We start from the raw sequence: 12,162 nt of genomic DNA on the forward strand, positions 1-12,162 counted from the left end.
AGCGCTATATAATCTTAATTTACTTAGAAGACTTAGGTACGAACGAACCTGCTTCCATACGAGGAGGGAATTCTTTGAATGTACCCATCACCTCTTTCACTGTATCCATTGCTGGCATCATTAAGAATGAACGCTCGTACATCCAACGAGAATAACCCATGCCTTGATCGCCTCGTTCAAATGGATCAATGCTCAAGTCAAAGATCAGTGGCACACGAAGTTTAGTGAACGGCTTACGCCATACATCCATACCCGTTTCATTCTCTTGAATCATAAAGTGGAACTTGTACTTTCCTTGGCGCAATGCCACAAGATCGCCGTCGTCGCTCCAGTAAACGAACTCATTTCGTGCGGATTTGTCTGACTTACCCGTTAAATATGGCAATTGGTTGTAACCGTCTAGGTGAACTTTGTAGTCCATATCGCCAACTTTTTTGCCTTTTAGCAGTTCGTCTTTAACTTTGGTATCACCTGCCGCAGCAACTAGTGTCGGGAAAAAGTCCTCTAATGACATCATGCCGTTGAATGTTTTACCTGCCTCAATTTTTCCAGGCCATTTAATCAACATTGGCACACGGAAACTCCCTTCCCAGCCAGTGTTTTTCTCTGAGCGGAACGGTGTCATCCCTGCATCCGGCCACAAATCCACCATAGGGCCGTTGTCAGTGGTGTAAACAATGATTGTATTGTCATCCACACCTAACTCTTTGATCTTGTTAAGTAGCTGACCGATTTGATCATCGTGCTGCTTAACACCATCCGCGTAGAAACCGGCACCTGTTTTACCTTGGTATTCTTCAGGAACATGCGTGAAGTTGTGCATGCGAGTGGTGTTAAACCAAGTAAAGAACGGCTTGTCCGCTTTTACTTGTTTTTCTATGAAGCTTTCTGCGGCATCAAGAAACTCACCATCAACATTTTCCATACGCTTACGCGTAAGTGGACCGGTATCTTCGATTTTGCCGTCAGCGTAAGAATGGATAACGCCACGAGGGCCAAATTTCTTCTTGAACTCCGGATCTTTAGGGTAATCCACGTTCTCTGGCTCTTCTTCTGCGTTCAAGTGGTATAGGTTGCCGAAGAATTCATCAAAACCGTGGTTGGTAGGAAGATGCTCGTCTCGGTCACCTAAATGGTTCTTACCAAATTGTCCGGTTGCGTAACCCATTTGCTTAAGCACGGTTGCAATCGTCGGATCTTTTTCCGAGATACCTTCCGGAGCGCCTGGTAAGCCCACTTTTGATAGACCTGTACGTTTTGGCATTTGACCAGTGATGAATGCAGAACGGCCTGCTGTCGAGCTTTGCTGCGCGTAGAAGTTAGTGAACTTCGCACCTTCTTTAGCAATGCTATCAATGTTTGGCGTGTTGTACGCCATCATGCCTTGGTTGTAGGTACTAAGGTTCCAGTAACCAACATCATCACCAAAGATGACAAGAATGTTGGGTTTGTCCGCTGCATGTGCAACTGCAGATGCAGCGCCCAAAGCTAACGTACATGCGTTAAGTACGAGTTTTTTACTGCTCGTTTTGGTCGCATTTTTCATATTATCTCCAAGAGTTCGCTAGTGCGTAAAAATGGTATTCGCTTTTCAATACCATTGTTGATATAAGATAAAGCACTAGTTTCAGGCGATAAATGCAGTCAAAATTAGTTAACCTATAAATTAAATTTATGAGTGACGTTATGGACTTGAATTTGATCCAAACTTTTCTTGTTGTTGCGGAGTTTCAATCTTATACAAAAGCCGCGGAACAATTGGGGCTTACACAACCTGCTGTGAGCGCTGCAATAAAGCGTTTAGAGCAAGTCGTCGATAAGCAATTATTCGTTAAAAAAGGACGAGGTATCGCACTAACCTCCACCGCTTATCAATTACTGCCGCAATTCCAGCAAGCGGTTAATATTATTGACAATGCGATATCTGATAGAAATCATTTTGAAGTGTGTTGTTCGGAAATTTTGCTGCACATTATGGATCCGATAAAGAACACTATTTTTTATGAATCACCACCCGAAAAATTCCTACTATTTGAGCTGTTAAGACAACAAAAAGTCGATCTAGTAATCGATACGGTGATCACGAAAGATGCAGCATTTATTATTGAAGATGCCTATGAAGAAGAAGCAGTGGTTATCTGTCGTGAGAACCACCCTCGTGTGCAAGGCACGCTCACAAAAGAGCAATTTTATGAGGAAACTCACTGTTTATTTTCAGGAAAGTGGAACAACATGTCGGGGTTCGAGCAACTAGCAAAGGAAACGATTCAAGAAAGAAAAGTCGACTTGATCACATCTTCGCTAGCGGGCATGGCGCTGTATGTCGCCCAAAGAGACAGTTTAGGGATCGTGTCTCAATCTTTTGCAAACAAGTGGAGCAAAGCGCTCAAACTTCAAATTTTGCCCTGCCCCATTTCGATACGCTCTATCCCTTACAAGTTCGTCTACCATAAGCGAGAAGTAAACAACCCAGCCCACATCGCTCTACGTGAAAAAATCAAAATATGCTTAACAACAGCACATTACGAGCCTATCTCTCTGTAGTTCTGGCGCTAAAAGTAATCTAGAAATAAAAAAGAGGCTCCTATAGGAGCCTCATGTAACGTTTCTTATCGTGTTATTCGTTATGGCTTTCTTGAAGCTTTTCCATAACTTGGTCGAGAGAGAAACTCGCAGCTTTTTGCCTTGGAGGGTACTCTTTGAACGTTTCAAGGAATTTACCCACGTAAGCCTGGGCTGGTACCAACATATACAATCTATCTATCATCCAATCATAATAGGTATTCGAGGTAATATCCGCTACTTCATACGGGTCCATACGCAAGTTGAAGATCTTAGGTACTCGCAGAGTCGTAAATGGTTCAGACCAAATACGTAAGGTTCCTTTTGCGCGTTGCTCCATGAAGACCAACTTCCAGTTATTGTAGCGGAGAGCAGTTAAATCACCATCGTCCGAAAAATAAAAGATCTCCTCACGAGGACCTTTCTCCTCTTTACCCGTTAGGTAAGGTAAGAAGTTGTAACCATCGAGATGCAACTTGTAGGTTCTATCACCCGCCTTGTATCCATCAAGTAGCTTTTCTTTGATTTTATTATCACCGGCAGCCGCTACAAAAGTTGGTAACCAATCCATGTGATGCATAATTTCATTGGAAACCGAACCTGGTTTAATTTTTCCTGGCCAACGTACCATCGCAGGAACTCGGTACGCACCTTCCCAGTTAGTATTTTTCTCACCACGGAAAGGAGTTAAACCAGCATCCGGCCAAGTATTCATGTGAGGACCATTATCGGTGGAGTAAAAGACGATGGTGTTGTCTTTTATACCCAAATCATCCACTTTTTTCAGTAGTTGACCGACGTGATTATCATGCTCGACCATACCATCCGCATACTCGCTAATACCAGTTTTACCTGAATTGTCGTCTTTAACGTGGGTACGGAAGTGCATACGAGTTGCGTTCCACCAAACAAAGAAAGGCTTGTCAGCTTTCACTGAACGATCAATGAAATCAAGGGCCGCATCTAACGTTTCTTCATCCACAGTTTCCATACGTTTACGAGTTAATGGCCCTGTATCTTCAATTTTACCGTCAGCAAATGACTTGATTACGCCTCTTGGTCCAAATTTTTTACGAAATTCAGGATCTTTAGGATAATCGACGTTTTCTGGTTCCTCCTCGGCGTTCAAGTGATAAAGGTTGCCAAAAAATTCATCGAAGCCGTGATTAGTAGGAAGGTGTTCATCTTTATCACCTAAGTGGTTTTTACCAAACTGTCCAGTAGCGTAACCTAAAGGTTTGAGCATCTCCGCTATCGTTGCATCTTCTTCCTTCAGGCCTAAATCAGCACCTGGCAAGCCTACCTTACTTAACCCAGTCCTCAAGACAGACTGCCCAGTTATAAACGTCGATCGGCCAGCTGTACAAGATTGCTCACCGTAATAGTCAGTGAACATCATGCCTTCTTTGGCGATACTGTCTATATTTGGTGTTTTGTACCCCATCAAACCAAACGTATAAGCACTGAGATTGGACTGACCAATATCATCGCCCCAAATGACGAGGATATTCGGTTTTTCTGCCGCTATACTATTACTCGTAGCGCCAATAAAAGCAGCAGCAAGAATGGCTAACCGACGTTTAACGCCATATTTCACTGTCATATAAACCCCTGTGTGTATTAGAAAATGCTTCTTGCATCAAAATGTATAGTAGAGAAACAAAAAATAAGCTAGCTCCCATGTGGAAATTTTCTTTATTTTTTCGAACTTTGACTCCCTTTATGACAAGGTTCTCCCCTTCTACATCCTCTTGCTTACGTCGTTGTAGACTCTCCTCAAGTTCCAAACATTTAAATTATCTACGCACCTCACAATACGAATTAAAAGTACCTGATTGCTTTTATATAAATATTAATGATAATACGTTTTACTACTATTAATAATTAAGGTGTCCGTGTGCTTGACTCCAAGGTTTCAAATGGAAAAACTTCCCAATGCCAACACAACGGCGTTCACCATAATGATGAGGAGCTATTACTAGATAAGCGCACTCACTCTGTGGTACTCAATTACTTGCCAAACAAGAAATCTGTTCAGTTAACAAGCATTCAATTTAAGCTGCTACAAACTCTCACTCACCATCAAGATCAAGTACTTAGTAAGCCTTTTCTTTACGAAACAGTATTAAAACGTGAATTTACTGAACATGATCGGGCACTCGATATGCACATGAGCAGAATGAGAAAGCGTCTAGTTCACGAAGGCGTTCCGACAGACAGAATTCAGACAGTCCACCGCCAGGGTTACATTTTCAAGCGCTCAGACAATCAATAGAAAAATTAACGCTAATTGACCCAACGTTTGGTAATTGACCGCTTATTTTGCTTTAATTAATGCAAATTCTAATCACGTAAAATAACTCAATGAATTTGCGCTTAATTTTTACACTTTGCATTGCTACTTTGTTTACCGGCTGTGCAACCTATGCTGGTCTTAACTATGACCAACTGTTTGGTCCACAGCTCGTGCGTGAACGCACAGTTGACGTGGAAACCCCTCAAGCAAACTTCTTCCAAAGCGAAGTTAAACCCATTATGGATAACCGCTGTGTCGTCTGCCACGCGTGCTACGATGCACCATGTCAGCTTAAGCTCTCTTCTGTTGAGGGCATTGACCGTGGTGCGAGTAAAGCACTGGTATATGAAGGAACAAGACTCACAGCCGCAGCACCAACACGCTTATTCGAAGATGCAGAAACAACCCAAGAGTGGCGCGATGCGGGTTTTCATCCGGTTCTCAACGAACGTGATCAAAGCATGGCAGCCAACATTGATGCAGGCCTTATCGCACGTTTGCTACAACAAAAAGAGCGCCACCCATTGCCTGACCAAGTCCAGTTAGAAGGCTTTGACTTTTCGATAGACCGAGAGCAAACCTGTCCGACGATTGAAGAATACGAGCAATACGAAAAGGATAACCCGACCTGGGGAATGCCTTTTGGTATGCCAAACCTATCAAACAGTGAATACCACACACTCATGACTTGGTTGGAAAACGGCGCAATAATGAACGTTCACCGACCTGTTAGTGAGAAAGAGCAAGCGCAAATAGATAAGTACGAAGCATTACTTAACCACTCTGATTTGAAAAATCAGCTGATGGCTAGGTATATATATGAGCATTTATTTTTATCTCATCTCTACTTTTCGGAACTCGATGAAGATCCCCGATTCTTCACGCTCGTCCGCTCTGCTACACCACCAGGACAGCCCGTCAAACGTATTTCAACGCGTCGCCCGTACGATGATCCAGGGGTTGAACGTGTGTTTTATCGAATTATTCCAGAGCAAGGGACCATAGTAGATAAAACTCACATGCCATTCGCGTTAAACAAGCAACGCATCGAGAACTGGAAAACTTGGTTTATTAATGCTGATTACACGGTTAGCCAGCTACCGAGTTATGAACCAGAAGTTGCTGCAAACCCGATGACATCATTCATCGACCTTCCAGTGAAATCGCGCTTTAAGTTCATGCTAGATAATGCGCAAAATACAATAATGGCATACATCAAAGGCCCAGTTTGTCGTGGACAACTGGCATTGAATGTTATCAATGATCGCTTTTGGGTGTTTTTCCTTGATCCAGATAAAGCAGACATCCCAGAAGTAAATGAGTTTTACCGATCTCAGGCTGATAATCTAAAACTACCGGCAGAACAAGAAAGTAACACGCTACCTGTTACCAACTGGGTCAAGTACGCGCGTCAACAAGCTCGCTACCTAGAGGCTAAATCTGAGTTCACTAATAACTGGTTTAAAGAAGGTGAAAACCTATCCACCGATGTAATTTGGGATGGTAATGGCACCAACCATAATGCGGCATTAACGATATTCCGCCATTTTGATAGTGCTTCTGTTGTTCAAGGGTTAGTTGGTGAGCAGCCTAAAACAGTGTGGATTCTTGACTACGCGCTCCTAGAGCGTATCCACTATCTGCTTGTTGCTGGGTTTGACGTTTACGGTAACTTCGGCCACCAGCTCATGACACGAATGTTTATGGACTTCTTGCGTCTAGAAGGCGAAAGTAACTTTATCTCGTTGTTACCCGCCGATATGCGCCATGAACTTCAATCTAGCTGGTATAAAGATCAAAGCCCGCAGTTGAGTGACTTTTTACAACGAAATGTGAAGCCGTTTAACCAACCAACCAGCGTTCAGTATAAGAGTGACGATCCAAAAACGGAGTTGGTGGAGTTGTTGAGAGAACATGTCTCAGATGTGCTTCTGCCTCGCTACGAAATTCAAAACACGGCTCTTTCTGCGAGTAGTGAAAAGCAACTAAAACGTATTGACCACGTTCGTGGTGAAGGCCTAAAAACCGTTCCGCAAATCACTATGCTTATGGTGAGAAGTCAATCAGGGGAAGATGAACTGTTCACCTTACTTCACAACAATGCACACACAAACATCTCTAGCTTGTTTGATGAAGAAAGTAACCGTGACTTTGCTAACGATGATATGACCATTGTACGCGGCGTTGTGGGAAGCTACCCTGCGGCATTTTTCTCGATCAACGAAAACCAAGTAAAAGATTTTGTCGATCAATTTAGTGCCATCCAAAACGAGTCCGATTACGTTAAGTTATTGGATAATTTTGCGATTCGTAGAAGCTCAGAAAAATTCTGGTCATTTAGCGATCGTTTACACAATTGGTACCGTACAAAACAACCGATCGAATTTGGATTACTTGACTATAATCGTTTTGAGAATCGATGATGATTTAAGGGGGTTCTCATGGGTATCCGAGATAACATTGCCGCTCTTGAACAACAGATTTATGTTGCTTGTTCTGAGGGAGACTACGAAACGGTCAATATGCTTGAGCATCAACTCGAATACTTGCGTGGCAAAGTGGAACATCCTTTTGATGATGACCCTTATGCCCTAGACACTCGATTCGAGTGGGAAGATGACATGACCGAATAGAAAAAACCTCCGGAAAGCCGGAGGTTTTTTTATTTTCAAAGCTCGATGGATTACTTCGCCATTAACTCATCCAGAGCTTGAATTGATGCAGACACTTGAGAAACTAAATCATCTTTAGTCGCATTATAGGTATCTAGAGGTTGAGGTGCGGCTTCAATTGCTTGGCAAGCGTTCATTAACGCAGTTAGTCCTAAACTTCCTGCACTGCCCTTTAATTTATGGGCAAGGTTCTTTACTTCTTTACTATCATTGTCCTCAGCAGACGCTTGCAGCTTGCTTAATACATCGGTGCTGGTGGCTCTAAACAGATTAATAATGTGCAACATCTTATCTCTGCCCAAGATTTTCATATCGGACTCAATCACGCTCGGATTAATGATAACCACATCGGGTTCCTTTGTTTTAGGTGCTTGAACGACCTTTGATTGTAGCTCTTGTTCTTGAGGCGAAATTTGATCAAACGGGGTACAGTCGGCATTTTGTGGCAACAACAACGGCTTTCCGTCTAGCGCATCCTGAATCAATGCCGCGAGTGCCTCTTTTGCCAATGGCTTAGGCAAGTATCCGTCAAAACCAGCGGCTAGATAGCGCTCAACTTCTTCCGCAAAAACGTGCGCAGACACTGCAATCATTGGCGTGACGGCAAGCGCTTTATTGGCCGGCTTATCACACTCAATCCGCTTTAAGCGTTGGATCAACTCAGTTCCATCACAATCAGGGAGGTTGATGTCGACTAAAGCGATATCAAAATCTTGTGTGCTGATCAGTTGCTCTGCTTGTGAGCCGTTTTCTGCCATCACGACTTGATGCCCCATGCTTTCTAGAAAACCTTCCGCGACCACTCGGTTGACTTCATTATCTTCTACCAGCAAGACCTTTGCTTTCACTTTGCAACGTGCGGTTGCCACGGTTCCTGTTTCAATAGGTTCGCTTTCCTCTAACGGAATAGAGAACCAGAATCGGCTACCATTTCCCTCTTCGGAATCGACTTCTAAAACACCGCCCATCGCTTCAATGATTCGCTTACTGATAGCAAGTCCAAGCCCCGTGCCTCCAGTTTGGCTCATCCCACCTTCAGCTTGCGTGAAGGCATCAAACAACGTTCTCTGGTATTTTTTGGCAATTCCTATTCCAGTGTCTGATACTTCAATCAGGACTTGCGACTCGTCCTCTGGGTTCAGGCTAACGTAGATATCAATTTCTCCTTCGTCAGTGAACTTAATCGCGTTACCAACAAGATTGTTCAGCACCTGACTGATTCTGGTGACATCCCCTTTCCAGTAGCGACTAACATCACTTTCAATATGGTAGGAGAACAGCAGCTTGTTCTCTTGTGCTCGACTGTTCATTAACTGGAAAGTGTCCTCCACCATTTGGTGTAAATCGAAGCCCATGTGACGAATTTCTAAATGCCCCGCTTCAATCTTGGAGTAATCCAGTACATCATTAAGGATCGCGAGCAACGTTTTACCACTACGATTAATGATTTCCGCATAACGCTTTTGAATTGGGTTGAGGCCTGAGTCAATCAACAAGCGTGCTGTCCCCAACACTCCGTTCATTGGCGTTCTTATCTCATGGCTCATCGTCGCCAAGAATGCCGATTTTGCTCGGCTCGCTTGCTCTGCTTGCTTGCGAGCTTTAGCGTGATTCAAAACCTCTTCATTCAAACGGCGGTTTGCTTGTTTTAACTGCGAAGTGCGCTGCTCAACGAGCTCTTCTAAATGCTCTTTATGCTCCTCAAGCTCTCGCTTGGCTTGAGCTTCACCCTCTGCTACCACTTTTAGTGCTTGCGCGGTATTACGAGCCGTGATGATGGCCTGCCCCATATGCGCCAACTCATCTTTGCCTTTCACTTCCAACTCAACCGCTAAGTTACCCTGTGCCACAGACAGCAACGCAGCGGAATATTCCGCTAACCGCTTCACAACAGAAAGGTACACCACACGCCATAAAATCAGCACTAATACAATCAAACCAACAATTGAAATAACGGTTAAAGACCACTGAGCGAATTTCAGTGTGCTGGTCAATTGGTCTACAGCGACGGTAGTGGTTTTGTTTGAATCATCAACCAATTTGTTGACCGTGCCATTAAGCTCTGAGAACAACTCTAATGTCTTTTGCATCAGTTGTTGTGACTGTTCGTTATTCTCGTATTGCTGCATCAGTATAGAAAATACGACCTGACGCTTGCCGAGTTCTATGAGCAGTTGGCTCATTTGCTTAGAGCGCGTAGGATCTTCCACAGCGAGTACACGGCGTTGCATGATTTTGAGGTTGCTATCGAAATCACTTTGAACCTGTTGAATTCGCTCAATATTCGTTAATGTCCGAGCCTCTTCAATCTGATTCAACATTTTAAAGGCCAACAAGTGCAGTTCATGCAATCGCTCAGTCAGATCAAGATCGACCTCCACCAGTGCATCTAGCGCCTGATAAACTTGCGATTTTTTATTCGATTCTAATAAGTCATAAATATGCGTGACGTTAGCAACAGCAATGGTGCTTGTATTCTGAACTTGCGTACGAGTTAGTTGTTCTAGCTCTTCACTGAGCAGACGCATTTCTTCAACACGAGTATCTATCTCTTTTGCAAGCCACAGCTTTTTTTCAACCGAAACACCGAGTTCTGCCAAATTGTCGATAACATTCTGAACGTTATTCTCTAAAGCTTCTAACAATTGAGAATCGAACGACTCGCTCCCGAGCTCCTTGATGTGAGTGAGTAAAGACTCGAGCTGTTCGAACAGCACTCGCCCTGACTCCTTTCTTTCCTGCTCGTTTCTTGCGTTCGACAACATTTGTACAGACGAAATAATACGAGTACTCAACTCAGAGACTTGCCTCGCCTCAATCATGGCGGGAATCGCAGAATCCACGACATTTCTTTCGGTTTTGGCAACCAAAGAAAATCCAGACACACCAATAAGTGCCGATAACATGACCAGTATTGCCATCGCAATGAAAGACAACAAAAGTTTACGACCGATGCTTGCAGTTGCTAGCAGCATATTTTCATGACCTTAATGTTCGTGTTCAGCGACATATTACGTTATATTTTGCAGTGTTTACTTAATCTATGCCAACGAACTTCATTTCATGGTTAAAAATCAACACGCATTTCGCACATTTTTCAAACATTCTGCAGCCACTTTAACCCTCGTTGCTTCTTTGCCAGCGGTTGCCGCAGAGAAAATATGTGCAATATACCCTCACCTAAAGGATTCATACTGGTTGTCAGTAAACTATGGAATGGTATCCGAAGCGAAAAGAGAAGGTGTCGAGCTACGAGTTCTTGAAGCGGGCGGCTACCCAAACAAAACCCGTCAAGAACAACAACTCGCACTGTGTAACCAATGGGGAGCAGATGCAGTTATCCTTGGGACCGTGGACCCACAGGCTTACGAGCACTCACTTAAAAATTGGGTGGGGAATACTCCCGTTTTTGCTACTGTGAACCAACTCGACTTGGATGAAGAACAAAGTGAGTTGCTAAAAGGGACTGTCGGTGTTGACTGGCATTGGATGGGATACGAAGCGGGTCAATATTTGGCAGCTCGCCATCCAAAGGGGTCAGGAAAAACCAACATTGCCTTACTTTTGGGGCCGCGAACTCGTGGTGGTACGAAACCCGTTACTGCCGGATTTTATGAAGCGATACAAGGAAGTGATATCAACATTGTTGACTCATTTTGGGCAGACAACGACAAGGAGTTACAACGTAACCTAGTTCAACGTGTGATCGATATGGGAAATATAGATTACATTGTTGGCAGTGCAGTGGCGATTGAAGCGGCCATCAGTGAGCTGCGCAGTGCCGGCAAAGCTGAGGAGATCGGTTTAGTTTCTGTGTACTTAAGTCATGGTGTATATCGAGGACTGTTACGTAACAAAGTGCTCTTCGCACCAACAGATAAAATGGTGCAGCAAGGTCGGCTTTCCGTGATGCAAGCAACGCATTACTTAAGAGGTAAAACGTATGACAAACATGCCTCACCAACCATCAAACCACTGACTCCGAAGACGCTTCATGACGACACGATCGAAGAATCGTTATCTCCGTCAGAATATAGGCCGACATTCCGTGTTAAGGCTGTTGATTGAAAGACCAAAAACGTGTTCTATTGAGTCACAACAATTTTAAAATCATACAAACGGAAACATCTTGATGCAAAAAACCATTCGTACCATGCCAACCCATAAACATGTGGCTTTGGTTGCTCACGACAACTGCAAACCTGAACTACTTCGCTGGGTAAAAGAAAACAAAGAAAAGCTACAGAGTCACTTCCTTTACGCAACTGGCACGACAGGACACATGCTGAGTAAAGAAACTGGACTTGCGATCAAGAGCATGATCAGTGGTCCGATGGGCGGTGATCAACAACTAGGCGCTCTCATTTCAGAAGGCAAAATCGACGTTCTCGTTTTCTTTTGGGATCCACTGAATGCCGTACCTCACGACCCAGATGTTAAAGCGCTTCTTCGTATTGCTAGTGTTTGGAATATTCCTGTAGCAACGAACCGAGCCACCGCTAAGTTCCTGTTTAACTCCCCTCTTCTTGAGCAAGAAGTAGACATCGAAGTACCGGATTACGAAGCCTATCTTGCTGAGCGCATGTAAGCTTTGATGCCAACCAAATAAAGCAAGGGCGATACCAAGTATCG

The 12,162-nt window shown here is 43.8% G+C and carries 9 protein-coding genes; 6 read left to right on the plus strand and 3 right to left on the minus strand.

The window, feature by feature from the left end:
- Window positions 1-19: 19 nt before the first annotated feature.
- Window positions 20-1,546: an arylsulfatase gene (locus L3V37_RS11115; protein WP_017635363.1), complete on the minus strand. Its 1,527-nt coding sequence runs from the start codon at window positions 1,544-1,546 to the stop codon at window positions 20-22.
- A gap of 140 nt (window positions 1,547-1,686) precedes the next feature.
- Between L3V37_RS11115 and L3V37_RS11120 the strand changes: the two genes are divergently transcribed.
- Complete coding sequence (locus L3V37_RS11120; protein WP_207220439.1) at window positions 1,687-2,544, plus strand: LysR family transcriptional regulator; 858 nt, start codon at window positions 1,687-1,689, stop codon at window positions 2,542-2,544.
- A 73-nt stretch (window positions 2,545-2,617) separates the two neighbouring features.
- On the opposite strand, the gene L3V37_RS11125 is transcribed toward L3V37_RS11120, so the two are convergent.
- Complete coding sequence (locus tag L3V37_RS11125) at window positions 2,618-4,165, minus strand: arylsulfatase (protein WP_130546269.1); 1,548 nt, start codon at window positions 4,163-4,165, stop codon at window positions 2,618-2,620.
- A 294-nt stretch (window positions 4,166-4,459) separates the two neighbouring features.
- Here L3V37_RS11125 and L3V37_RS11130 point away from each other — a divergent pair, with 294 nt between their 5' ends.
- From L3V37_RS11130 to L3V37_RS11140, 3 genes are all read left to right on the plus strand, one after another.
- Window positions 4,460-4,837, plus strand: coding sequence for a winged helix-turn-helix domain-containing protein (locus L3V37_RS11130; RefSeq protein WP_237306325.1), 378 nt, complete (start codon window positions 4,460-4,462; stop codon window positions 4,835-4,837).
- Window positions 4,838-4,926: 89 nt separating this feature from the next.
- Window positions 4,927-7,281, plus strand: a complete 2,355-nt coding sequence (locus L3V37_RS11135) for a fatty acid cis/trans isomerase (RefSeq protein ID WP_237306326.1) — start codon at window positions 4,927-4,929, stop codon at window positions 7,279-7,281.
- 18 nt (window positions 7,282-7,299) lie between these two features.
- Window positions 7,300-7,491: a hypothetical protein gene (locus L3V37_RS11140; RefSeq protein ID WP_005376565.1), complete on the plus strand. Its 192-nt coding sequence runs from the start codon at window positions 7,300-7,302 to the stop codon at window positions 7,489-7,491.
- A gap of 50 nt (window positions 7,492-7,541) precedes the next feature.
- Here L3V37_RS11140 and torS read toward each other — a convergent pair whose 3' ends face one another.
- A complete protein-coding gene (torS, locus tag L3V37_RS11145) occupies window positions 7,542-10,505 on the minus strand; it encodes a TMAO reductase system sensor histidine kinase/response regulator TorS (RefSeq protein ID WP_237306327.1) in 2,964 nt (987 codons plus the stop codon).
- A gap of 43 nt (window positions 10,506-10,548) precedes the next feature.
- Here torS and torT point away from each other — a divergent pair, with 43 nt between their 5' ends.
- Complete coding sequence (torT, locus tag L3V37_RS11150) at window positions 10,549-11,598, plus strand: TMAO reductase system periplasmic protein TorT (RefSeq protein ID WP_262591580.1); 1,050 nt, start codon at window positions 10,549-10,551, stop codon at window positions 11,596-11,598.
- Between the two features lie 64 nt (window positions 11,599-11,662).
- On the plus strand, window positions 11,663-12,118 hold the full coding sequence (locus L3V37_RS11155; protein WP_005376571.1) for a methylglyoxal synthase: 456 nt from the start codon (window positions 11,663-11,665) through the stop codon (window positions 12,116-12,118).
- Window positions 12,119-12,162 lie beyond the last annotated feature (44 nt).

It is taken from the genome of Vibrio sp. D54 (assembly GCF_021728075.1).
In the GTDB taxonomy this organism is placed as follows: Bacteria; Pseudomonadota; Gammaproteobacteria; order Enterobacterales; family Vibrionaceae; genus Vibrio; species Vibrio alginolyticus.

Excerpts from the sequence above, each read along its gene's own strand:
- L3V37_RS11115 (WP_017635363.1), bottom strand. The coding sequence starts at position 1,546 with ATGAAAAATGCGACCAAAACGAGCAGTAAAAAACTCGTACTTAACGCA.
- L3V37_RS11120 (WP_207220439.1), top strand. The coding sequence starts at position 1,687 with ATGGACTTGAATTTGATCCAAACTTTTCTTGTTGTTGCGGAGTTTCAA.
- L3V37_RS11125 (WP_130546269.1), bottom strand. The coding sequence starts at position 4,165 with ATGACAGTGAAATATGGCGTTAAACGTCGGTTAGCCATTCTTGCTGCT.
- L3V37_RS11135 (WP_237306326.1), top strand. The coding sequence starts at position 4,927 with ATGAATTTGCGCTTAATTTTTACACTTTGCATTGCTACTTTGTTTACC.
- L3V37_RS11140 (WP_005376565.1), top strand. The coding sequence starts at position 7,300 with ATGGGTATCCGAGATAACATTGCCGCTCTTGAACAACAGATTTATGTT.
- torS (WP_237306327.1), bottom strand. The coding sequence starts at position 10,505 with ATGCTGCTAGCAACTGCAAGCATCGGTCGTAAACTTTTGTTGTCTTTC.
- L3V37_RS11155 (WP_005376571.1), top strand. The coding sequence starts at position 11,663 with ATGCAAAAAACCATTCGTACCATGCCAACCCATAAACATGTGGCTTTG.